The sequence below is a fragment of the Yaniella halotolerans DSM 15476 genome (assembly GCF_000420805.1).
GTDB classification, from domain to species: Bacteria; Actinomycetota; Actinomycetes; order Actinomycetales; family Micrococcaceae; genus Yaniella; species Yaniella halotolerans.
This window is the reverse complement of record NZ_ATVQ01000005.1, coordinates 1-22,825: the sequence shown is the minus strand read 5'-3', so window position 1 is coordinate 22,825 and position 22,825 is coordinate 1. Positions and strand designations below refer to the sequence as shown.

General features: G+C 55.9%; 20 protein-coding genes, 1 tRNA gene and 1 pseudogene. 8 read left to right on the top strand and 14 right to left on the bottom strand.

Annotated features, from left to right (window positions below; all coding sequences use genetic code 11):
• Nucleotides 1-11: 11 nt before the first annotated feature.
• From G583_RS0112835 to G583_RS0112820, 4 genes are all read right to left on the bottom strand, one after another.
• Nucleotides 12-1,058, bottom strand: coding sequence for a 3-isopropylmalate dehydrogenase (locus G583_RS0112835; protein WP_022871582.1), 1,047 nt, complete (start codon nt 1,056-1,058; stop codon nt 12-14).
• A gap of 12 nt (nt 1,059-1,070) precedes the next feature.
• Nucleotides 1,071-2,663, bottom strand: coding sequence for a methionine--tRNA ligase (metG, locus tag G583_RS0112830; protein WP_022871581.1), 1,593 nt, complete (start codon nt 2,661-2,663; stop codon nt 1,071-1,073).
• Entirely contained in the window at nt 2,660-4,261 is a 1,602-nt protein-coding gene (gene serA / locus G583_RS0112825) for a phosphoglycerate dehydrogenase (RefSeq protein WP_040895907.1), read from the bottom strand. Before serA ends, metG begins: the two co-directional genes overlap by 4 nt.
• Before the next feature lie 162 nt (nt 4,262-4,423).
• The gene (locus tag G583_RS0112820) at nt 4,424-5,833 is read right to left on the bottom strand and encodes an FAD-binding oxidoreductase (protein ID WP_022871579.1); all 1,410 of its coding nucleotides are present in this window, start codon (nt 5,831-5,833) and stop codon (nt 4,424-4,426) included.
• A gap of 144 nt (nt 5,834-5,977) precedes the next feature.
• On the opposite strand from G583_RS0112820, the gene G583_RS0112815 reads away from it, so the two are divergent.
• The gene (locus tag G583_RS0112815) at nt 5,978-6,349 is read left to right on the top strand and encodes a carboxymuconolactone decarboxylase family protein (protein ID WP_022871578.1); all 372 of its coding nucleotides are present in this window, start codon (nt 5,978-5,980) and stop codon (nt 6,347-6,349) included.
• A gap of 96 nt (nt 6,350-6,445) precedes the next feature.
• On the opposite strand, the gene G583_RS16465 is transcribed toward G583_RS0112815, so the two are convergent.
• A complete protein-coding gene (locus tag G583_RS16465; protein ID WP_022871577.1) occupies nt 6,446-7,069 on the bottom strand; it encodes a DUF4870 domain-containing protein in 624 nt (207 codons plus the stop codon).
• 150 nt (nt 7,070-7,219) lie between these two features.
• Here G583_RS16465 and G583_RS0112805 point away from each other — a divergent pair, with 150 nt between their 5' ends.
• The 4 genes from G583_RS0112805 (at nt 7,220) to G583_RS0112790 (ending at nt 9,316) form a co-directional block, all read left to right on the top strand.
• Nucleotides 7,220-7,552, top strand: coding sequence for an ArsR/SmtB family transcription factor (locus tag G583_RS0112805; RefSeq protein ID WP_022871576.1), 333 nt, complete (start codon nt 7,220-7,222; stop codon nt 7,550-7,552).
• Nucleotides 7,545-7,994, top strand: coding sequence for an SRPBCC family protein (locus tag G583_RS0112800; RefSeq protein ID WP_022871575.1), 450 nt, complete (start codon nt 7,545-7,547; stop codon nt 7,992-7,994). The genes G583_RS0112805 and G583_RS0112800 overlap by 8 nt, the downstream gene beginning before the upstream one ends.
• Before the next feature lie 111 nt (nt 7,995-8,105).
• Nucleotides 8,106-8,570 carry an SRPBCC family protein gene (locus G583_RS0112795; RefSeq protein ID WP_022871574.1) on the top strand — a complete coding sequence of 155 codons (465 nt, stop codon included), beginning with the start codon at nt 8,106-8,108 and terminating at the stop codon, nt 8,568-8,570.
• A gap of 158 nt (nt 8,571-8,728) precedes the next feature.
• Entirely contained in the window at nt 8,729-9,316 is a 588-nt protein-coding gene (locus tag G583_RS0112790; RefSeq protein ID WP_084677395.1) for a Fic family protein, read from the top strand.
• A 166-nt stretch (nt 9,317-9,482) separates the two neighbouring features.
• Here G583_RS0112790 and ilvC read toward each other — a convergent pair whose 3' ends face one another.
• The 4 genes from ilvC to ilvD form a co-directional block, all read right to left on the bottom strand.
• Entirely contained in the window at nt 9,483-10,511 is a 1,029-nt protein-coding gene (gene ilvC / locus G583_RS0112785) for a ketol-acid reductoisomerase (protein ID WP_022871572.1), read from the bottom strand.
• A 28-nt stretch (nt 10,512-10,539) separates the two neighbouring features.
• Nucleotides 10,540-11,049, bottom strand: a complete 510-nt coding sequence (ilvN, locus tag G583_RS0112780; RefSeq protein ID WP_022871571.1) for an acetolactate synthase small subunit — start codon at nt 11,047-11,049, stop codon at nt 10,540-10,542.
• Between the two features lies 1 nt (nt 11,050).
• Nucleotides 11,051-12,886, bottom strand: a complete 1,836-nt coding sequence (locus G583_RS0112775) for an acetolactate synthase large subunit (RefSeq protein ID WP_022871570.1) — start codon at nt 12,884-12,886, stop codon at nt 11,051-11,053.
• Nucleotides 12,887-13,188: 302 nt separating this feature from the next.
• Nucleotides 13,189-14,910, bottom strand: a complete 1,722-nt coding sequence (ilvD, locus tag G583_RS0112770; RefSeq protein ID WP_022871569.1) for a dihydroxy-acid dehydratase — start codon at nt 14,908-14,910, stop codon at nt 13,189-13,191.
• Nucleotides 14,911-15,092: 182 nt separating this feature from the next.
• Between ilvD and G583_RS0112765 the strand changes: the two genes are divergently transcribed.
• Both G583_RS0112765 and G583_RS0112760 read left to right on the top strand, forming a co-directional pair.
• Nucleotides 15,093-15,165: transfer RNA gene (locus G583_RS0112765), tRNA-Lys, on the top strand.
• Nucleotides 15,166-15,794: 629 nt separating this feature from the next.
• Entirely contained in the window at nt 15,795-16,598 is an 804-nt protein-coding gene (locus G583_RS0112760; RefSeq protein ID WP_022871568.1) for an aminoglycoside adenylyltransferase domain-containing protein, read from the top strand.
• A gap of 248 nt (nt 16,599-16,846) precedes the next feature.
• Here the strand turns inward: G583_RS0112760 and G583_RS0112755 are convergent, their stop codons facing one another.
• From G583_RS0112755 to G583_RS0112740, 4 genes and pseudogenes are all read right to left on the bottom strand, one after another.
• Nucleotides 16,847-17,149 carry an addiction module antidote protein gene (locus G583_RS0112755; RefSeq protein WP_022871567.1) on the bottom strand — a complete coding sequence of 101 codons (303 nt, stop codon included), beginning with the start codon at nt 17,147-17,149 and terminating at the stop codon, nt 16,847-16,849.
• Nucleotides 17,146-17,460 (bottom strand): type II toxin-antitoxin system RelE/ParE family toxin, encoded by a 315-nt coding sequence (locus G583_RS16665; RefSeq protein ID WP_084677394.1) that lies wholly within the window; start codon nt 17,458-17,460, stop codon nt 17,146-17,148. Before G583_RS16665 ends, G583_RS0112755 begins: the two co-directional genes overlap by 4 nt.
• A 520-nt stretch (nt 17,461-17,980) precedes the next feature.
• Nucleotides 17,981-18,836 (bottom strand): annotated as a pseudogene (locus tag G583_RS16660) (integrase core domain-containing protein).
• 125 nt (nt 18,837-18,961) lie between these two features.
• Nucleotides 18,962-19,942: a metal ABC transporter substrate-binding protein gene (locus tag G583_RS0112740; RefSeq protein WP_022871565.1), complete on the bottom strand. Its 981-nt coding sequence runs from the start codon at nt 19,940-19,942 to the stop codon at nt 18,962-18,964.
• 265 nt (nt 19,943-20,207) lie between these two features.
• Between G583_RS0112740 and G583_RS16005 the strand changes: the two genes are divergently transcribed.
• Entirely contained in the window at nt 20,208-22,412 is a 2,205-nt protein-coding gene (locus G583_RS16005; RefSeq protein ID WP_022871564.1) for a transglycosylase domain-containing protein, read from the top strand.
• A gap of 209 nt (nt 22,413-22,621) precedes the next feature.
• On the opposite strand, the gene G583_RS16800 is transcribed toward G583_RS16005, so the two are convergent.
• Nucleotides 22,622-22,825 (bottom strand): hypothetical protein (locus G583_RS16800; RefSeq protein WP_040895895.1); only part of this gene is annotated, 204 nt, incomplete at its 5' end.

The window sequence follows — 22,825 nt, the reverse complement described above, 5'->3', positions numbered from 1 at the left end:
GCTGAGCTGTCTTAAATCTGTGCTGCAATCGCGTCGCCCACCTGCGCGGTGGTGCGCTGGGTAGTGTCCCGTGCGGCGAGGTCTTCCCATACTGCCTTATGTACCCGCAGTGCCGCATCCGCATAGCCTTCTTGTTCCAGCAGAATGGCTGCCGACAGGATGGCTGCTGTTGGGTCGGCTTGCTGGGTTCCAGCGATATCCGGGGCTGAACCGTGGACTGGTTCGTACATCGACGGCGCGGTACCCGAGATATTCAGGTTGCCCGAGGCGGCTAGCCCAATACCACCGGTGACCGCTGCGGCCAGGTCGGTGATGATGTCGCCGAACATGTTATCGGTCAAGATGACGTCGAACCGAGCGGGATCAGTAGTCATGAAGATCGTCGCCGCATCGATGTGCAGGTAGTCGTGGGTGACGTCGGGGAATTCTGCGGCCACTTCATTGACGATGCGGTTCCAGAGGTGTCCTGCATGGACCAATACGTTGTGCTTGTGGACCAGGGTGACATGTTGACGTTCACGATCCTGAGCGTATTCAAACGCTTTACGCACCACGCGCTCGACACCGTAGGCGGTGTTGACCGAAGTTTCGTTCGCAACTTCCTGGTCAGTACCGGTGCGCATCGAGCCACCGTTGCCCACATAGAGCCCCTCGGTGCCTTCGCGGAAGACGACGAAATCAATATTGCCCGGATCAGCAAGCGGTGACGTTGCTCCCGGGTACAGCACCGATGGACGGAAGTTCACGGCGTGGTCGAAGCTAAAGCGCAGTTTGAGCAGGATTTCACGTTCCAACAGGCCAGATGGAATGCGCGTATCGTTCGGGGCGGCGCCCACCGCGCCGAAAAGTATTGCCTGGTGGCCGCGAATGGCGTCCATGGTTTCTTCGGTCAGCGTTTCGCCGGTGGCCAGCCAGTGCTCAGCACCGAGACCATATTCGGTCGTTTTCACCTGGTCGTCACCGAGGACTGCTTTGATGACCTTGAGGGCTTCAGCAGTGACCTCTGGCCCAATGCCATCGCCTGGGATGAGGGCAAGATCTAATACGTTATCGCTCAATGCTCTACCTTCTTATTCTTCTTCGTGGCGTGGGAATACTGCGGTGGGTTTATCAATCGGTGTGCCCGGCGCCAGTTGCGTGTCCCAGGCAGCATAGGAACGTGGACCTTGTCCTGAGGCATTGGTCCTACCGGCGTCAGCTGAGGCCTCAATACCGAGTGCATCCAATAATTTGCTGGCTGATTCTGGCATGACCGGCTGAACGAGCAACGCCACGCGGCGCACAATTTCTAGTGTCACCCAGAGCACGGTTTTCATACGGGCTTCATCCGTTTTGCGCAGTACCCACGGTTGCTGATCGGCAAAGTACGCGTTGGTGTCGTCCAGTACTTTCCAGGCGGCACCCAGTGCACGGTAGAAATCTTGGACTTCAAAATGGTTTCGCCAGGTTTCCAGCAGCGCGGCAGCCTCCGCCAACAGTTTGGTGTCCTGGTCGGTCAACTCCCCTGGTTCTGGCACCTGGGCGTCGAGGTTTTTGTACACCATCGACAGGCTACGCTGGGCCAGGTTGCCCAGGTTATTCGACAAATCGGCGTTTTTGCGTCGCAGCACACCGTCGTGCGAGTAAGAACCGTCGGATCCAAATGGGAATTCACGCAGCAGGAAGAACCGTACGGTGTCCAGCCCGTAGCGGTCAGCCCAGTCTGCCGGGTGGACGACGTTGCCCACCGACTTGGACATTTTCTCGCCTTCGTTATTTAAGAACCCGTGGATCATCACGCGTTTTGGCAGTTCAATACCGGCCGACATCAAAAAAGCGGGCCAGAAGATGCAGTGGAACCGTGAGATGTCTTTACCGATGACGTGTAGATCGGCCGGCCAGTAGCGTTTCAGTTCACTGTCAGCATCCGGGAAGCCCGCACCGGTGATGTAGTTGGTCAACGCGTCGACCCACACGTACATGACGTGATTTTTGTCGGTGGCTAGCTCTGGGTTCGTGGGTTCCGGTACGGGAATACCCCAATCGAAGGAGGTCCGCGAGATCGACAGGTCTTCGAGCCCACCTTCGACAAATCGCATGACTTCGTTGGCGCGGGTTTGCGGCGCAATGAACTCCGGGTTGGCCTGGTAGTGTGCCAATAATTTCTCGGCGTAGCTGGACAGTCGGAAGAAGTAGGACTCTTCTTCGGTCCAGGTGACTTCCGTGCCGGTTTCGGTGGCCAACCGCACGCCGTCGTCGTTGACGTGTGTTTCGTCGTCGGCAAAGAACCGTTCGTCACGCACCGAGTACCAGCCGGCGTAAGTGTCTAAGTAGATATCGCCGTTGGCTTCCATTCGACGCCAGATCTCTTGGGCGGAGGCTTGGTGATCGGCATCGGTGGTCCGGATGAAACGGTCGTAGGAAACATTCAGGACTTCGTCGTCCATTTTCTTGAAAACGTCAGCGTTGCGGGTTGCCAGTTCCATGGGCGTGATGCCCTCTTCGATGGCGGTTTGCTGCATTTTTTGACCGTGTTCGTCTGTTCCGGTGAGGTACCGAACATCAAAACCGTCGAGGCGTTTGAAGCGAGCCATCACATCGGTGGCGATGTATTCATATGCGTGCCCGATATGTGGTTCGCCGTTGGGGTAGGCAATCGCCGTTGTCAGGTAGTAGGTGTTCACCGGCCGGTTTCCTCCAAATCAACCTCAGCGGTCTTTTCTGCGTGGATCGCTTCGCCGACCTGGTCAAGTAGGCCTGCTGGCAGAACCGAGTCCAGCGTCAGAATGGCCAGAGCCTTCGACCCATCAGCGCGCAGTGCCACATCCATGGTGGCAATGTTGATGTTCCGGTCGCCCAGTTGCATACCCATGGTGCCGATGACGCCCGGGCGGTCTTGGTACTCCAGCACCAACATGTGGTCAGCGATGGCAACTTCGAACTCATAGTCGTTAATACCGACTAGTTTTTCAACTTGCTGTGGTCCGGTCAAGGTGCCGGTCACATTGAATTCTTGGCCGTTTGCGGAGACCGCTTTGACCGTAATGGTGTTGCGGTAGTGCGGGGAGTTCGTGGTGGTCGACAGACGCGTTTCGATCCCGCGACCTTCTGCCAGCACCGGTGCGTTGACGTAGGAGACGTGACCGGACACGACGTCGGTGAACACACCCTTGAGTGCAGCCAGTTTGAGCGAGTCGACATTTTTCTCGGCTAGTTCGCCGGCGACTTCGACCTCGATGCCCGAAACCGAAACACCCTTCATCACGGCAGACAGAATGCGCCCGAGCTTTTCGGTCAACGGGATACCCGGGCGAACGTACTGGTCAATCACCCCACCGGCAACGTTGACGGCGTCGGGAACGAGTTCCCCAGCCAGGGCCAGGCGCACGGATTTTGCGACGGCGACACCGGCTTTTTCCTGGGCTTCTTCGGTGGAAGCACCCAGGTGCGGGGTAACGGTTGCAGAGTCGTGTTTGAAGAATGGCAGGTCTTTGGCTGGCTCTTCAACGAAGACGTCGATACCGGCACCGGCAATGAGTCCGGCATCCAGTGCCCGACCCAGTGCTGCTTCATCAATGAGACCCCCGCGGGCTACGTTGACGACATAGGCAGAGTCCTTCATGATTTTGAACTGGTCATCGGAAATCATGCCCATGGTTTCCGGGGTGCGTGGCATGTGGATGGTCACGAAGTCGGATGTCTCGAGCAGCTCGTCCAGGCTCAGCAGGGTCGCACCGAGTTGTTGCGCACGCGCGGCTGTGACATAGGGGTCATAGGCGACGATATTCATGCCAAAGGACTTCATGCGTTCGGCAACCAGCGAGCCAATTCGGCCAAGCCCGATCACGCCCAGGGTCTTCTCATAGAGTTCGATGCCCTTATATGCCGAGCGCTTCCACTCGCCATCTTTGAGCGCAGCGTTGGCCGGGGCAATATTGCGTGCCGCCGACAGAATGTGGCCACAGGTCAGTTCTGCGGCAGAGATGATGTTCGACGTTGGCGCATTGACGACCATGACGCCGGCTTCGGTGGCGGCTTGTGTGTCGACGTTGTCGAGCCCTACCCCGGCGCGTGCAATGACCTTGAGGTTGTTTGCCGCACCAATTGCTTCAGCGTCCATCGTGGTAGCTGAACGAATCAGCACAGCTTCAGCTTCAGCGAGTGCTGGCAGCAGCTGGTCACGGTCGGAACCATCGGTGTGGCGAATCTCGAAGTCGGTCCCAAGGGCATCCATGGTGGCCGGAGAGAGTTCTTCTGCGATTAGCACTACTGGTTTGGACACGAACGACACACTTTCAATAATAGGAAAACATTGTCGTGAGCGCACTGCTCACCGCACATATCTTACGGCGTATAGCTCGCTGGTTTTGCACTGGTACTTTCGGTGAAGCCGTTCGAGGTCGTGAAATTCTGACGCACGTGATGGACATCTCGGACGTTAACGTTATTTCTCCTGTAGCACCGCGGGGTCATAGATGGCCCCGGGGTTGAGAATGTTCTTGGGGTCGAATGCTTTCTTTACCTGATAATTCAGTTCCAGAGCGTCGTCACCAATCGAGTCCACCAGCCATGGTCGCTTGAGTCGTCCCACCCCATGTTCCCCGGTTATGGTCCCGCCAAGCTGTACCGCCAGATCCATGACATCACCGTAAGCATCATGTGCTCGTTGTTTTTGCTCGTCGTCGGTAGGGTCGAAGACCAACAGTGGATGCGTGTTTCCGTCGCCGGCGTGGGCGATGACCGCTATGGTCACATTCTGCTGCTTCGCAATGCCCTCAATCCCGCGCACAAGATCGCCGAGGCGAGGTAGTGGAACGCCGACATCTTCGAGCAACAGAGTCCCGTGTCGCTCGACCGCAGGTATCGCCATTCTGCGCGCCACAATAATGGCTTCGGCTTCCTCTGGATCGGAGGTAGCGAAAACTTCGGATGCGTTGTGCCGCTGACACAGCGCGTCGATTTCTGCGATCTCATGAGCTGCATACTCTGCGGGCTCGTCGGATTGGACGATCAACATTGCAGCTGCCTCGCGGTCCAACCCCATACCGGTGGCATCTTCGACCGCGTTAATCGTGGGGCGATCCATGAACTCCAGCATCGACGGTCGCATCGTTGAAGCAATCGCCAATACGCTACTGGTTGCGTCATCCAGTGTTGCAAAAGTGGCAACCAGCGTTGTCGGCGGACGTTGCGCGGGCACCAGTCGGAGTGTGACCTCGGTGATCACACCCAGTGTTCCTTCACTGCCGACAAACAGTTGGGTTAGGTTCAGGCCCGCCACGTCTTTGAGTCGGGGGCCGCCCAGTGTAATTTCTTTGCCGTCAGCGAGTACGACGCGTAGCCCCAGCACATAGTCGGCGGTGACGCCGTATTTTACGCAGCACAGGCCACCCGCGTTCGTGGCGATATTGCCGCCGATCGAGCAGAACTCAAATGATGACGGATCCGGCGGATACCACAGGCCATGTTCGGCCGCGGCGGCCTTCACCTCAGTATTCAATGCTCCAGGCTGTACGACGGCAGTGCGCGTGAGTGGATCGACGTCAATCTCACGCATGTTTTCCAGCGATAAGACGATGCCGCCCTCGACAGCTGAACTGCCACCCGAAAGGCCTGAACCTGCACCTCGGGGCACAACGGGAATGTCGTGGACATTGGCGAAACGCAGCGTTGCCTGGACATCATGAGCCGATGCAGCCCGCACCACGGCAAGCGGCGTTCCGGCGCTGGGGTCATTGGCTCGGTCCCAACGGTAGTTATCAAGCGTAGCCGGATTGGTTATAACAGTCCCCTGACTGACCGACTCAATGAGTTGCTGAAGTTGCACCGTGTTCACGCCAGCTATCTGTGCCAATCTCGAGCCCTCCACATGAATACCGAATATGGCCTACGTCACCTTCGTGGATCGTATCACGCGCGAACGAACTACACCTACGGTCGATCGAGATGGACTCGGTGATAGCCTTCTGGTGATTCATCCATCTCAAGAAGGAGGACCATGGAACTCAGCATGGATAAAGGCAACCAGTTCGTCGAGGACACTCAATCCCCGGAAAGTTCAGCGGCGTGGAAACAGCAGCTTGATGCATATGCGCCGGGTGCGTCCGACTGGGTGGTCGGCGCCGTATTTGGTGGAACGTACCAGCGCGAAGGCATCGAACTCCGCGACCGTCAGATGCTGAACATGGCGGCACTTGCCGCGATGGGTGGCACCGAGCCTCAGCTCACCGGCCACATCAAAACTGCCGTCGACGTTGCTGGCATGACCAAAGAAGAGGTCGCCGAATGCTTCGTGCATTTGATGCCCTACATCGGTGTACCGAAAACCCTGTCAGCCATGCGCTGCATGGAGGCAGCATTCGCAGACTAAATCAGGGCACAACCCCTGACAGAACATGCGGCGCCGAAGAACAGCTTGTACTGATTCTTCGCCGCCGCATGTGTATCGCCGCACTATCGTCCAGCCTTAGTAATATTGGGCGTTTTGTGGTGGAGACTCAATATTGTCCTGAAAAAACGGAATGGACAGCGGGTATCTCCATGCCTCGCGGTCCCCTGCTTTCACCGCCGCAATGATGCAGAAGACGATGTCCAGGATGGCCACCGCAAAAATAGTGAAGAATCCGACCAAAACAATCATCAGCACTGACGATACGATCGCATAGATCAGAGCACTGATTTGCCAGTTCAGTGCGGTACGGCCCTGTTGATCTAAGGTCTGGCTGCGTTCACGATAAATCAGCCAAACGATCAGAGGTGCGAGGAAGCCGATAAAGAGACTGCCGACGTGCATGAGCACGCCCCAGGTCTTCTCGTCGCTTATAGAAACGGGCGGTTGTGGCGCGTACGACATATAAGGACCTGCGCCGTAACCATACGGCGGGTGTCCAGAGTACGCCTGCTCCCCCGGGTAGCCCGACTGAGAACCTTCCGGCAGGTTTTCTATAAAGTTCGCCAATTCCGCGTGACAGTTGGGGTGCTGCAGAATTAGGCCACGCAGGTCTGGTCTCGCCAGTGCAATCTGCCGCAGCGTTTCAGCATCGATAGTGGGGTCGTTCAGGTCGTCTGCACTCATATTGGACGGGTTCATATACCCATCATATTCCGCATGGCAAGTACGTGGTCCACGGAGCCTGTACTGCGCGTGGCATGCCAGTCCCAGATCCACACAAAAACTCTTGTGTTGAACGTCACCTCTGAGTATCGTGTAAGTAATCACTTACGTAAGAGGTTACTTACCATGAATGACGATGAACGACTGAGTTCGGCGTTTGCTGCTTTGGCGGACGTGACTCGTCGAAATATTCTGCATCGCCTACGGGCGGGGCCCCTGACGGTAAGCGAGCTTGCAGCGCACTATCCCATCAGCCGACCTGCTATCTCACAGCACCTCTCAGTTCTGGAGAGGGCTGGACTAGTACAGCGGAATCGACGGGCTCAGTGGAGCGAGTGCGCCCTGACGCCCGAGGGTCTCCTGGACGTAGCCAGCTGGCTTGCTGTTCAACAGACGGTGTGGAATGAACGGTTCGATCGACTCGAGGGACACCTCGAAAAGGAGAAATCCGATGAGTAACACCGACTTGACCCAAAGATTTACGATCACCCGCACACTTGATGCGACTCCAGAACAGGTCTGGCACGCTTGGACTGATCCAGATGCAATTGCTGATTGGTGGCATCCATATAATACGAGCACACCACGCGAAGAAGTCGACGTTGATGTAAGAGTGGGCGGGCACTACACCTACACGATGGTCAATGACGACACTGGTGAGCGAGTCGTGACAGCTGGAGTCTATAAGGAGGTCTCCCCTGTTCAACGGCTGGTATTTACCTGGGGCGAACCAGGCTCAGACCCGGAAGACACACCAGTTGTTACGGTGACGTTAGAGCCTTCCGGAAGTGGCACCCAGATGAGATTTGAACTCCGGGGCTTCGCTGGTCAACCGGGCGATGGTTTCGTCTATGACGGCTGGGCTGAAGCGCTCGATGTGCTAGAAGAACACCTGACATAAGGCACTCTTGAGTGGGCTGACAATCAGGCACCAAGTCTTGCTTCACTCCTTGGTCGAGCGCAAAATGTACATATTGTGCAGCTCACATTCGACTTGATTAGGAATGTCCCGATGGTCCAGACCGATATGCAGCAACGATTTTCCATCATCCGCTACGTACTTGCTACCCCGGAGGATGTCTGGCACGCTTGGACGGCGCCGCAAGCTATAGCCCAGTGGTGGCACTTGCCGAATACCACGACCCCGCGTGAAGAGCTAGAATACGATGTCCAAGTTGGCGGTTCATACATTTACACCAGCATCGATAACGAGACGCATAAGCGTTCAGTCTCTGGTGGTACGTTCCAAGAGGTTTCACCACCTGAGCGCCTCGTCTTTACATGGGGCGCCCCGGGGTTCGACCCAGAGGATCTTCCGGTCGTGACGGTGCTGATCGAAGAAATCGACGACGGCTGTTACGTGACCTTCGAACTCAAAGGAGTGTCGGGTGAACCTGGTGACGGAGCTTTCTATGACACCTGGGACAATGCGTTGACCTCGCTCAAAGAATACGCGAGCAAGGCACCCACGTCCTGAGCCTTCAACCATCGAATCGGCGGGCGAGCTTATTGCCCACCTCTCACACCACTGACATCTACTGAGTTATCTGCACCTGGACCTGTCAGCTCACCCGTGAACCTTGGAAAGTGGGACTAAACTTTTTATAGTCCCACTTTCTTTGATATCTGGGACTTATGAGCTCTCGTCCGACTATGACCGATGAGGACTCACAACTACCTACCACAGACGCAACATCAGAGCGCAGGTCAAATCGTTCGGCCTTAGCCATGGTCCACGCAACCGACGCAATCGATTACCTCTTGAACAACAGCATAAGTGATGCGACCCTACTGGAATCGCACAGAATGTTCATGGCAAATGCGGGCGTAGAGGCCATGTATGCAAGCAGGTACCGAAAGGTGCAGAACTGGATTGCAGGTTCGGACTACTCGCCACGGGGCGCTTTACATGTTCCGCCACCACCGCAAGAGATTCCACAGCTGATGCAAGATCTTCTGACGTTCAGTAACCGCAGAGATATCCCAGTACTCGTTCAGGCCTCGATTATGCACATCCGCCTCATCACCGAGTCGATCAGGGTGGCATCCCTAGAATCTGGGGTGACCGCCCAACGGTTGGTAAAAATGCCCAGCGACTGGGCGGTGAAAGCAGGACAACCCAGGAGTCACAGTACCGCTGGGAAAATCATGAAGGAATTATCGGAGACAGATCTCGATATCCCACCGTCATCATTATTGACGCGAGTGAGAATCCCCCATTAACGCTCAAGTCGTGGTCCGTTAGCTAGCGCATTCGGACTCCCACCCTATTAGCTATAGGCTCGGGCATCTCGACCGATTCTAGATAACCTTGAACGCCGGACGCCGACCCATCAACGTTATGATGCGGCCGGCGTCCTTCGAATATGCGGTGTTGTACCGTGACGTCTTAGCGAGCGGCTGTGCCCTCGGTGTAGTCGTCGTCGGTTTCTGCCAGCCAGGAGAACATCTTGCGAAGTTCACGGCCGGTTTCTTCGATTGGGTGTGCTTCTTCTTGTTCGCGAAGCTTCTTGAACTCTGGCGCGCCCGCGGCCTGGTCGTCCATGAAGCGTTTGGCAAAGGTACCGTCTTGGACGTCTTTGAGGACTTCCTGCATGTTTTCTTTAACACGAGCATCAATGACGCGTGGACCGGAAACGTAGTCACCGAACTCAGCGGTGTCAGAGATGGACCAGCGCTGCTTGGCCAGGCCACCTTCGACCATGAGGTCAACGATCAGTTTCAGTTCGTGCAGTACCTCGAAGTACGCAATTTCAGGCTGGTAGCCGGCCTCGGTCAGCACTTCGAATCCTGCCTGGACCAGGTGGGATGCGCCACCGCACAGTACAGCCTGTTCACCGAACAGGTCGGTTTCGGTTTCTTCGGTGAAGGTCGTCTCGATGACGCCTGCACGGGTTCCACCGACACCCTTAGCGTATGCAAGAGCGAGGTTTTTGGCGTTGCCTGATGCGTCTTCTTCAACGGCGATCAGCGCTGGCACACCACGGCCGGCTTCGAATTCGCGACGAACAACGTGGCCTGGGCCCTTTGGTGCAACCATGGCAACGTCAACACCGGCTGGAGCCTTGATGAATTCGTAGCGGATGTTGAAACCGTGGGCGAAGAAGATGGCGTTGCCTTCTTCGAGGTGTGGTTCGATGGATTCGGAAAAGACCTTGGCCTGGTGCTGGTCTGGGACCAGGATCATGATGACGTCGGCTTCTTTGGCGGCTTCAGCTACGGTGAGGACCTTCAGGCCTTCGGCTTCAGCTTTGGCCTTGGACTTGGAGCCTTCGGCCAGGCCGATGCGTACGTCGACGCCGGAGTCGCGCAGGGACAGCGAGTGGGCGTGGCCCTGGGAGCCGTAACCAATGACGGCTACTTTGCGGTTCTGCAGTAGTGAGAGGTCGGCGTCGTCGTCGTAGTATTTTTTGGCCATGAGAGTGTCATTCTCCTTGGTGGGTTGGTTATTTGGTCAGTGCACGGTCGGTCATGGATTTGCCGCCGCGGGCAACTGCGATGGTGCCGGAGCGCACGAGTTCGCGGATGCCAAAGGGTTCGAGTACTTCCAGCAGGGCTTCCAGTTTCTGTGCGGCACCGGTTGCTTCTACTGTGACTGCGTCGGTGGATACGTCCACCACGTTGGCGCGGAACAGTTCTACAGCTTGGACTACCGATGCGCGGGTGGAGGCATCGGAGCGGACTTTGACCAGGATGTGGTCGCGCTGGGAGGACTGTTCCGGTATGAGTTCAACGATTTTGATGACGTTGACCAATTTGTTGAGCTGTTTGGTGACCTGCTCTAGGGCGTCGCCTTCTGCTTCGACCACGACGGTCATACGAGAGAGGCCTTCGACTTCGGATTGACCAACGGTCAACGATTCGATGTTGAATGCGCGGCGGGCGAAGAGTCCGGCGACACGGGTGAGGACACCCGGGACGTCTTGGACCAGTACCGAAAGGGTGTGGCGTTGCATGTTAGTCCTCCTCGTCCCACTCCGGGGTCATGTCCCGGGCTACTTGAATTTGATCGTTCGAAACACCGGATGGGACCATCGGCCACACCATGGAGTCTGCGGAGACCACGAAGTCGACGACGACGGGGCGATCGTTAATTTCCATGGCCTTCCGGATGGCCGGGGCGATGTCTTCTTCTGTTTCGACTCGAATACCGACGGCGCCGTAAGCCTCAGCGAGTTTCACGAAGTCGGGCACGCGAATCGAGTCTGCGCCGGTGTTCAGATCGGTGTTGGAGTACCGGGAATCGTAGAACAAGGTCTGCCACTGCCGGACCATGCCCAGCGACGAGTTGTTAATCAGCGCAACCTTGATGGGGATTTCGTTGATCACACAAGTGGCCAATTCTTGGTTGGTCATCTGGAAACAGCCATCGCCGTCGATGGCCCAGACCGCACGGTCGGGTTCGGCAACCTGTGCACCCATGGCTGCTGGAACAGCAAAACCCATGGTGCCCAGACCAGCAGAGTTCATCCACTGGTTGGGTCGCTGATACCCCACAAACTGTGCGCCCCACATTTGGTGCTGGCCCACGCCGGCGACATAAATGGCTTCGGGTCCGGCAATGTCGGAAAGGGTTTCGATAACCTTTTGCGGCGCCACCAACCCGTCTTCAGTTGGGGTGTAGCCCAGCGGGTACGTCTCGCGTGTATGGTTGACGATCTTCCACCACTCGGTCAGATCCGGTGTACCGCGCGCTGCGAAACTTTCCCGCAGTTGTTCGGTCAGCTCAGGCAGGATCGATTTCACGTTACCGACAATCGGGACATCTGCGGTGCGGTTCTTGGAGATTTCAGCGGGGTCGATATCCGCGTGAATCACTTTGGCATTCGGAGCAAATGAGGTGAGCTGCCCGGTCACGCGGTCGTCAAAGCGCGCGCCGAGGGTGATCAGCAGGTCAGACATCTGCAGTGCCGATACCGCCGATACGGTCCCGTGCATCCCCGGCATACCGAGGTTCTGTGGGTCGTTGTCTGGGAAAACACCGCGGGCGTTCAACGTGGTAACGACGGGAGCCCCGGTGAGTTTGGCCAGTTCGGCGAGCTCTTCGGATGCTTGTGCGCGCATCGTACCGCCGCCGACATACAGGACTGGACGGTTGGCATCCTGGATGAGTTTTGCTGCTTCGCGAACCTGGCGGGAGTGCCCGCGGGTTACTGGTCGATAGCCTGGCAGATCCATGACTGGCGGCCAGGAGAATTCCATCTGGGATTCCTGTGCGTCCTTGGTGATATCGACGATCACTGGACCCGGCCGGCCGGTGTTGGCAATATAGAACGCTTCTGCCAGGGCCTGCGGGATGTCCTCTGCACGGCGTACCAGGAAGGAGTGTTTGGTGATGGGCATGGTGATACCCACGATGTCTGCTTCTTGGAACGCATCCGAGCCAATGAGCTTGGATCCGACCTGGCCGGTGATGAAGACGACGGCTTCGGAGTCCATGTTGGCATCGGCTATGGCGGTCACCAGGTTGGTGGCACCGGGGCCGGAGGTTGCAATGGCGACACCGGTTTTGCCGGTGGCCAGGTAGTAGCCCTGGGCTGCGTGGCCTGCACCTTGTTCGTGCCGCACTAGGATGTGGCGGATTCGCGAGGTATCCATCAGTGGGTCGTAGGTGGGCAGAATTGCGCCGCCTGGCAGTCCGAAGACGTCGGTCACGTCCAGCTCTTCGAGCGAGCGGACGATGGCTTGGGCGCCGGTCATGCTGGTGGGTTCGACTACCTGATTTGAGCCTGGAACGGCTTGTACGTCGGTGTCGGGTACGGTTTTCTCCCGCTGTGGCGGATGAGATGGCATCACCGAGGGGGTGATATTTGATCCGGAACTCATTTAGTGCGCCTCGATCAGTCGTAAGTTGTGCAGTTATTGCTGTCGACGTCGTTCACGTCGTAGGGTGCTTCGCGGTGTGCGGTACCCATAAAAAAACCCCGGCTTCGGCGGGTTTGCCTGCTCGGGGTTCAGCGCATGGAGGGCGTTGCCGCCGTCTGAATACTTCAGTCCATGCGCTGCTAAATAACGACTACTAGGGTCTTCGACATGCCCTAATAATGGTCGTTTTGCCTGAAAAAGTCAAATCAGGCTCCCCGAGCAACAAGCGCTTAGAGTTCTACCTTCACATTACAGTGTGCGCCTTCTGCGGCCGACTGTACAAGTGACGCGAATTTTCCAAGTACACCGGTGGTGAACTTCGGTTCAATGGGCTGCCAGTTTTCTTTCCGGCGAGCTAACTCTTCGTCGGAGACATCGAGTTCAATCGAGCGGTCTGCAATGTCGACGCGAATGATATCGCCGTCTTCAACCAGCCCGATCGGGCCGCCCACTGCTGCTTCTGGAGCAATGTGACCAATGCACAACCCGGTGGTACCACCGGAGAAGCGACCATCGGTGAGCAACAGAACATCGGAGCCGAGCCCTGCGCCTTTAATGGCACCGGTAATGGCCAGCATTTCACGCATGCCCGGCCCGCCCTTTGGCCCTTCGTAACGAATGACGACGACGTCGCCCTTCTTCAGCTCATTGGCGGCCAGGGCATCCATGGCGTGCTGCTCACGCTCAAAAACGCGTGCGGTACCTTCGAAGACTTCAGCGTCGAAGCCTGCTGATTTCACAACGGCACCTTCTGGGGCCATTGAACCGTGCAGGATGGTCAGACCACCGGTTTTATGAATCGGGTTGTCCAGTTCACGCAGGACGGCACCGTCAAGCTTCTTCGGCTTGAGGTCCTCCAGATTTTCGGCCACGGTTTTACCGGTAACGGTCAGTGCGTCACCGTGCAGTAGACCGGCATCCAGCAGCGCCTGCATCACAACAGGAACACCGCCGATACGATCCAGGTCGGTCATAACGTATTCGCCAAACGGCTTCATATCGGCGATGTGTGGGATCTTGTCACCAATGCGATTGAAGTCGTGCAGCGATAGATCGACGCCGGCTTCGTAGGCAATCGCCAAGAGGTGCAGCACAGTGTTGGAAGAACCACCGAAGGCCATCATGACGGCAATCGCGTTCTCAAACGCCTTCTTCGTCAAAATGTCGCGGGCGGTAATGCCCTTTTCAAGCATGTTGATGACGGCCTCGCCAGCCCGACGAGCATCATAATCACGACGGCGGTCATAGGACGGTGGCGCAGCCGAGCCTGGCAGAGACATACCCAAGGCCTCGCCCACCGATGCCATCGAGTTCGCGGTATACATACCGCCACAGGCCCCTTCGCCCGGGCAGATAGCGCGTTCGATCGTGTCCAAATCTTCCAGCGACATGGTGCCGCGAGCACAGGCACCGACCGCTTCGAAAGCGTCAATCAGTGTCACCTGGCGCTCCACCCCATCGGACAGCGTTGCATAGCCCGGGGCAATCGAACCGGCATAGACAAATACCGATGCCAGATCCAGTCGAGCTGCAGCAACGAGCATGCCCGGCAGCGACTTGTCACACCCTGCCAACAGGACCGAGCCGTCAAGGCGCTCGGCCATCATCACGGTTTCAACCGAGTCTGCAATAACTTCACGGGAGACCAGCGAAAAGTGCATGCCATCGTGGCCCATGGAAATACCATCAGAAACCGAGATAGTACCGAACTGCAGCGGGTACCCACCGGCTGCGTGCACACCCGTCTTGGCGGCTTCAGCCAAGCGGTCCAGCGAAAGGTTGCACGGGGTGACTTCGTTCCAGGACGAAGCAACACCGATCAGTGGCTTGTCCCAGTCACCATCGCCCATACCTACCGCACGCAGCATCCCGCGTGCCGGAGCACGTTCGTATCCATCGGTTACATCGCGAGAACGCGGCTTCATGTCAATTTCTGGGTTTTTAGACGTCATGGACCAAATCTTACTAAGCCACTGTCCTACAACTCTTCACGTGACCGATCGTGTCTCACACAACAGGCTAGGAACAAGGCCTTGTGGGAAGTCGGTATACTCGGCACCATCGAAGTGCTGTATGGATTTTGCCTCTTGGCAATTCTTTGATAAAGTCTCTTTTCGTTGCCAAAAGGCGATTAGCGCTCTTAGCTCAATTGGTAGAGCACCTGACTCTTAATCAGTAGGTTCCGGGTTCGAGTCCCGGAGGGCGCACAATAATTTGTCATCTGACAACATAAAACAATCTTGCAGATGCCGGTAAATTTATACCCAAAAGCTGCGTGCAGACAAAATGACTTAGCGACTATCGGCATTACCAGTCTGGGTAACGAGTACTCTAGGGTTCCGAACAAAAACAAGGTCGGTACAAGGCGCAGTGACGCACGACCGCAGGTAGGCTTTCGACGATCGAACATGTCGCTGTTCTCGGTCGGCGCGGAGCTGACAAATCAATCTTCGTCCTAGACCTTTCGCACGTCACAAGACTCCTTGTCTTCGAGCTGGAACAGTATTTCCGGAGTAATGATCTCGATCCTTCGCCTCCGGACAAATAGAGGTGAGGTTCGGCAAGCCCCCAGCCAAATGCAGCACTTCCATGCCCGAGCCAGGAACCACAGACCAAGAGTCAACGTCCCAACGAGTTTCTCTTACGAAGCGCAAGGCTCCGAATCACGACAATGGCTCACTCCGTTCGGCACTGATTGCTAGCATGTCATTATGACTTTCTCTTGCTTCTTTGCTGCGCGTCATCGCTGCTCCTAACGGGGCGGCGATACCTTACACGCCTCGTCGTGCCCGTTGAACGCGATCTGTCATTCCACGAGTGTCGAGGAGCAAATCTTTTGTTTACACCTTTTCCAGAACTGAATGCTCTGTTACGCGACTTGAACGAGACCGCGCGTGAAATTTTACAAGACACCTACGTTGGCGGGTATTTGCAAGGTTCTTTTGCGCTCGGCAGCGGCGATGCACAAAGCGACGCGGACTTCATTATCGTCACAACCGAAACTCCCAGCGGGCAGATAGAAGCTGACTTACGACGCTTGCACGCCGCTATACCCACGCGCCCAGGCTTTTGGTCGGACAATATCGAGGGTTCCTACGCCGATGCAGACTCATTGCGTGGGGTTGGAGGTCTGGGCAAGGAATGGCTGTTCGTTGATCGGGCTCATCGAGACATGACTTGGGACGAACACTGCAACAACCTCCATACACGATGGATCCTACGCAATCATGGTATCGTGCTTGGCGGTCCTCCGACCCGCTATCTAATCGACCCCATTTCAGAAAAAGCTATGCGGGAAGCAGCACGTCAGGCCCTGCCTGGCATGTTGGAAGGGATACGCGAGTGGGCTGATATGAATCATACTTGGACGCAGAAGTATATCGTGCAGACCTATAGTCGGGTGCTCTATACCATGATGACGGGCAAAGTCGCTTCCAAAGCCGCTGCAATTCAGTGGGCACGAAGTGTGCTCGACTCTGTATGGCTGCCCCTGTTAACACAAGTAGCAGAAGACCGCGCCACTCCATGGAAGCCAGTGGATCCTCCGCTGCCCGGCAACATGCAACGTGCGTATGAGTACGCAGCCTACGTAGAAAAATTCGCAGCGAACCAGTTGCAACCAAGGAAAGATCAAGATTAGATCATAAATGACGTTCGTAACAACGATCTCAAGAAGGGTTCTAAAGTGATGATTATCTTTCACTGAATCGGCAGGTTTCGGGTTCGATTTCCAGAGAGTTCATCACAAATAAATACCTCGCAAAACTCTGGTTTTGCGAGGTATTTCTGTGGCTGCTCATGAGTCCGAAGTGCCAGTATGGCTATCTAATCTGCTAACTATCGAGTTGTGCTAGCTGAATGAGACGTGGGTGTTCAGTTAATACCCCGTTATGCAATAGCTTCGAAACGCAAGCGAAGCCCAAGAGCATGAGCTACTTTTACCACAGTCCCCAGCGTTGGATTGCCATCAGGCGAGAGCGCCTTATATAACCCCTCGCGGCTCATACCAGCCTGACGTGCAATCTCACTAAAGTTCTGTGATCGAGCAATGGTACCTAACGCGTGTGCAATCATACGCGGGTCATCCTCGCCCTCATCAATGAGAGCCTCTAGGTAAAAAGCGACGTCGTCAAAAGTATTCACATAGTCCGCCGAGTCATAACGGTCAAAAGTTTCAGCGTCGTGATTCATGGTGTCCCTCCTCGTCTTCGTTGCCATGTTTCTGCTATGGCTCGAGCCATTACGATATCTGCACTCTGACTTGATTTGTCCCCTCCGGCCAGTAATAAGATTAAGTGCTCGCCGTCCTGTAAAAAATACACGCGATATCCCGGACCATAGTGAATACGCAATTCAGAAATTCCTCGACCGACTGGTTTCACATCACCGGGGTTTCCAGCCACCAACCTGTCAACCCGAATCCGGATTCGAGTAACCGCCCGACGGTCCTTTAGCTTTCGTAACCATCGATCAAAAGTCACCGATCTAACAACCTCAACCATATGTCAACTGTAGTTGACATGCAAAGAAGTTTCCAACGTCCAGAGCAACATTTTTGACATTGCCACTATCCACTTGTCGGCTAACCGATAATCAGTAGGTCCCGGGTTCGAGTCCCGGAGGGCGCACCACAAACCGGCATCTGACAAGGCGGAGAGTCTTGATGGTGCCGGTAAATTTATGCCCAAAAGTCGAAAGTCTACAGTTCGTCAAACGTTTTCAAGAAACCTGGGCACGAACAGAATATACTGACAGCTGCGTCGCGTCCTATTGAATATTTGCAGTACTGGAGTCCACTCATGGTGCCGGTGAGAGCCACGGTTTAATTTAACCGTTGAGCTCGTTCGGAGCTATCAATGGTGGCTTTCAGAGCCACCCAGATCTAAGCTCCTGCCGCAATGTGTCAATTCCACGTGACGGAGGGAATCTCATATAATGATACGGAGCATTCGAGCGAAGTTTGTCCTAGAACTTCGCTCGCAAGTGAGCCGCCCCCGCGTTTAGGTCCAGGCGGTATGTGAGTCAATTTATTCTTCTTACGTGGGTACAGAGTTGAGCATAGTCGGCTGTGGAGTCCGATGTCCCAGTGATGAATGTTTTCGCTGGTGGTTGTATTGTTGTTTCCTGTCGCCGATGATGACTTGGGCATGCAGCAGCGAGTAGAAACTCTTGATATTCAAACACTCATCACGCAATCTGGCGTTGAATGATTCAACGTACCGTTCTGCCATGGCTGGCCTGGCGGGATATATGACAACGCTGTCCGGTCGGCTGCCCAGGACAGCACCGCTTGAGAGATGAACTCTGGCCCGTTGTCGCTTCGCAGCACTGCAGGAGTGCCGCGTTGGACGATGAGTTCTTCGAGGGGGTCGATGAATTGGTCTGCCGTGATGGATCGTTCGACTAGTCCGCCGATGCATTCGCGGGTGTGTTCATCCACGATCGAGCAGATCTTGAGCACTTTGCCTTGCTCACAGGTTCAGGGGTCTGCGCCAGGCAGATCGGGACAGCCCAGCCACACGGCATGCCATACGCTCACTGTTCGAAAACGACCGGAGTAAGTGAGCAATCGCGGCGCGGCGTCTGCCTGGGCCTAGAAGTTTCCCTCCGCAAGCTCTTTCAACGCAGCCTTCTCTAGCTCTGCCTCGGCCAGGAGCCGTTTCAGCGAAGCGTTTTGCTTTTCAAGCTCTTTGAGTCGCTTGACGTCGTCGGCTTTCATACCACCGTATTGGTTGCGCCACCGATAATAGGTTTGCTCAGCAACCTCAAGTTCGCGGCACACGTCAGCCACGGTTTGGCCTTCACCGAGAAGGCGGTCTGCTTGGCCAAGTTTCCGAACGATCTGTTCCGGCGTGTGGCGCTTTCGTTGTCTACTCATGGTATGGTCCATTCTCCCCGAAAATACGGGGTTTATGGACTCACATAACGATTGGACCTAAAAAATGGGGTCAGACCACCAAGCCGTCGTTGAACCCGTTGGCAGACTCATGGGCGGATGATCAATCACTGCAGAGCATCAACGAGCGCTTTGGCGTTGTACAACATAGCGTCCTGGTAAGTGTCGGCTTCCGATCCGGGTTCCCCAATGCCGCCTTCATATAGCGCTACGACAGGCACATCATTTGTTGTCTCTTCAGCTAGGGCAGTAACTAACGGATTTGTATTGGCTTGCGAAGTCACCAACGCATCAGCCCCTTGCTCATTGAGTAGATTCGTCAGCTCGGCCAGCTCTTTCGATGATGGCTCGCCATCCGTGGAGCCACCTGGGATGACCACCCCCGAGATTTCCACCCCGTAACGGTCTGCGAAGTACCCATACGCCGCGTGATCCGTGACAAGACGAGGGGTGTCAAGAGCCGAGAGAATCCCCTCGACCTCGGCATCGACCTCACGTAATTCGGTCGCCACTTCTTGACCACAGTCAATGTAGGCGTCGTCACCGCTAGCTGCAGCGATTTGCTGACCGATCAACTCTGCACCATCTGCCATCCGCGAGACATCTAACCAGACGTGCGAGTCGTATTCTCCGTGGTCGTGATCATGCTCATCATGATCGTGTTCTTCGCCGTGATGTTCGTGATCGCCGCCATACGGCAAGGGGTCTAGTTCTGGTGCAAGTTCAAATAGCTCTGCGCCATCCGAAACAGCATTATCAAGCGAGCGCTGCATTGCAGACTCCAAGCCCAGCCCGTTGGAAATGACAAGATCCGCGCTCACCATGTCAGCAACTTGTGCACTCGACACTTCAAACTGGTGCGGATCATCGCCTGCAGTCATCAATGTCTGGGCCTCACCACCGCCGCACGCTGTAATTTGTTCAACCAATGAGCCTACCTGGGTGGTTGTGGCCACCACATTCGCTGACGAGCTTTCCCGGGCGTCCCCCGTCGCTTCCCCTGCATCACTTGAACAAGCAGCAAGAAGCAGGGCTGCCGCAACGGAAGTTCCCACCACAGCTAGAGAGTTTTTCGAACGGGAAAGCATAGTACTCCTGAGGTCTAATGAATGGACGAAATTGTGAGCGATTTGCGACGCCTGAACGACAACCACCGTCGGCGCAACTAGAGCTTACTGCAATTGAGTCTCATTATCAATAGTGCGTTGGGGAGCTGACCAATATCGCCGAGGGACCCCACCCAAACGCGTTCTCGCAGGTAGCTTGTGGCCACTCGTCGTATAGGTAAATGGAGCGATACCTGTCACAATGAACATAGATAGATGTAGCCGTTCACCGAGGTGAGACCACCGAATGCAGCTCCCAGTAGGCACGCCCGTGCATGATGATCGCGGTTCAGGGGCCCCCACCCCGAGGACGACGATATGGCGACTGCTGTTGTTTGTGGGTTTGAGCGTTGTTGGCGGTGCAGTTGCCGCTGGATCGTTATGGCCTGTGGCAACGATTGTTAGCGGAACAGCCACGACCGGTTCAGAGCTGCTCGCAGCGCATCCGCCAGAATTTCGACAAGAACCGCTATCTGAACCGTCGACGCTCTACGCGGCTGACGGCAAAACTGAAATAGCGCAGTTCTATGCGGAGAACCGTGACCCTGTCGAAATTGACGAGATCTCACAAGAGATGCAAGATGCCATCGTCGCGATTGAAGATGAACGATTCTACGAACACGATGGGACCGACCTGCGGTCGATTGGCCGCGCGATGATCAATAATCTCATCGGCGACTCGATGCAGGGCGCTTCAACGCTGACTCACCAATATGTCAGCCTCGAATTGCTCAACGCCGACTACCTGCGCGGCAAGGATGAGCTCATCGCCGGTGGCACCACCTCGATAGCGGATCGGTTGAATGAAGCGCGGGTCGCTACCGATCTCGAGGAAAAGATGTCCAAGGAAGAGATTTTAGAAGGATATCTCAACCTGGCCTTTTTTGGTGGCCGAAACTACGGCATTGAGGCCGCAGCCCAGCACTACTGGGGCATTTCGGCTGCTGAGCTAAACATCCAACAATCCGCCACCCTCGCCGGGCTTGTGCAGAACCCCAATGGCTACAACCCCGAAACGAATCCCGAAGCAGCACAGGAGCGACGCAATACGGTCTTGGGTGCGATGTTGCGCAACGACTTCATCACACAAGAAGAATATGATCAGGCAGTGGCGTCAGACCTGAACCTCGACATCCACGCCGCAGACGCTGGCTGTGTTGCAGCCACGACCGCCCCGTATTTCTGCGACTATGTCATCAAACAGATCCTTGCCGATGATGCGTACGGCGAAGACCGGGAGGCCCGCGAACGTTTACTCAACCGCGGCGGCATGGAAATCACCACCACCTTGGATTCGACGACTCAAGAAGTAGCTCAAGAACAAGTGTTGAACGCCGTTCCAAACGCTGACCCCTCCGGCGCGGGCTCCGCACTGGTCAGTGTCGAGCCCGGTAGCGGTGAGATTCGTGCCATGGCGCAGAACACCAACTACACCCCGGAAGAGGGCGATGGAAACACAGAACTCAACTTCAACGTCGACTCTGCTGATGGGGGCGGCAACGGCTTCCAGGGCGGATCGACGCTAAAGCCCTTCGTCTTCGCAGCCTGGCTGGAAGACGGCAATTCCATGACCGATATGGTGGACGCGTCCAAAGATGAATGGGAACGAGGCAACGAGTGGACCGCCTCTTGCCAGGATGGTGGCAGCGTGCAGATCCATGACGAGGACGGCTGGACAGTCAATAACGCCATCGAGGATATGAAACGCGACATGACGGCCGATTTTGGCCTCTACTGGTCCATCAACACAGCCACCACGGCAGTCGCCGAAGCAACAGATCTGTGTGATATCACGGATCTGCTCAGCAGAGTTGGCTACGTCCGGGGCGATGATGGCACCGAGATCAGTCCAGCGCACCCGTCGTTCGTATTGGGCAGTACGGAAGTGTCACCGTTGACCCAGGCCTCGGCTTTCGCAGCGCTTGCCAACGACGGAGAATATTGCACCCCACGGGCCTTGGTGGAGGTCACCGACGCTCGAGGCAACGAATACCAGGTTCCAGAAGCAAGCTGTGAACAGGCCCTTGATTCCGACATCGTTGCACAATTGAATGAGACACTCATAGCCATCGCGGAGGAGCGCACGGCCGACGGTAACCCGCAATACCCAATGGCTGGCAAGACGGGAACGAATAACTTCGAATCCTCCACATGGTTTAACGGTTACACCACTGGACTGTCCACCTCGGCGTGGGCTGGACGCTACACCGATCTCGAATCTCTACGCGGTTCGACCATTGGCGGAGAATACTACGAGAACCTGTGGGGCTCGGAATTAGCCGGTCCAATGTGGCTGAAGTACATGAACGAGGTCGCCCCAGAATATCCAACCGAGGAATTCACCGAACCAGAGGACTCGCCTCACGACGACCCCGAGGACATGTCGCGCTATGACATCTCCGGCGACGGAAGCAGCTCAGACGGCGATTCTGCGGATACCGACGAAGACTAATACTGCATAACGCCACCTACCCCGTTCTTCATTAGGCTCCTTGCCCAAGTGGAGCACAAGCTCCGGCCCCTGCAGGAATCTACACCAACCCGGAGTGCCTCATGTCAAGGTGAGCGCGAACGCTAAGTGGTGCCTCATAGATCGTGAGCGCCAAGGCTCAAGTGAGCGGGTTGTTGTGCCTCACAGTATTTGAGCGCGAAATGGCCGGGTCAGGCGGTTTTGGTTTTGACCCCAGTTTTCTGGCGGGCGGTGCGGGCGTGTTGTTTGTCTTCGATGTTGGCGACCATGGCCAGGGTTTTATCTTTAGCCCGGCTCATCAACCGGTCCTGGTAGGTCAAGATCTGCCGGGTCAGTTGAGCGGGGTTGAGACTGCGATATAGGGCCTCTAACTCATCAAGCTGGGGCTGTGACAG

Coding starts and splice junctions, on each gene's coding strand:
- G583_RS0112815 (WP_022871578.1), top strand. CDS start 5,978: ATGGAACTCAGCATGGATAAAGGCAACCAGTTCGTCGAGGACACTCAA.
- G583_RS16465 (WP_022871577.1), bottom strand. CDS start 7,069: ATGAACCCGTCCAATATGAGTGCAGACGACCTGAACGACCCCACTATC.
- G583_RS0112805 (WP_022871576.1), top strand. CDS start 7,220: ATGAATGACGATGAACGACTGAGTTCGGCGTTTGCTGCTTTGGCGGAC.
- G583_RS0112800 (WP_022871575.1), top strand. CDS start 7,545: ATGAGTAACACCGACTTGACCCAAAGATTTACGATCACCCGCACACTT.
- G583_RS0112795 (WP_022871574.1), top strand. CDS start 8,106: ATGGTCCAGACCGATATGCAGCAACGATTTTCCATCATCCGCTACGTA.
- G583_RS0112790 (WP_084677395.1), top strand. CDS start 8,729: ATGAGCTCTCGTCCGACTATGACCGATGAGGACTCACAACTACCTACC.
- ilvC (WP_022871572.1), bottom strand. CDS start 10,511: ATGGCCAAAAAATACTACGACGACGACGCCGACCTCTCACTACTGCAG.
- ilvN (WP_022871571.1), bottom strand. CDS start 11,049: ATGCAACGCCACACCCTTTCGGTACTGGTCCAAGACGTCCCGGGTGTC.
- G583_RS0112775 (WP_022871570.1), bottom strand. CDS start 12,886: ATGCCATCTCATCCGCCACAGCGGGAGAAAACCGTACCCGACACCGAC.
- ilvD (WP_022871569.1), bottom strand. CDS start 14,910: ATGACGTCTAAAAACCCAGAAATTGACATGAAGCCGCGTTCTCGCGAT.
- G583_RS0112755 (WP_022871567.1), bottom strand. CDS start 17,149: ATGAATCACGACGCTGAAACTTTTGACCGTTATGACTCGGCGGACTAT.
- G583_RS16665 (WP_084677394.1), bottom strand. CDS start 17,460: ATGGTTGAGGTTGTTAGATCGGTGACTTTTGATCGATGGTTACGAAAG.
- G583_RS0112740 (WP_022871565.1), bottom strand. CDS start 19,942: ATGCTTTCCCGTTCGAAAAACTCTCTAGCTGTGGTGGGAACTTCCGTT.
- G583_RS16005 (WP_022871564.1), top strand. CDS start 20,208: ATGCAGCTCCCAGTAGGCACGCCCGTGCATGATGATCGCGGTTCAGGG.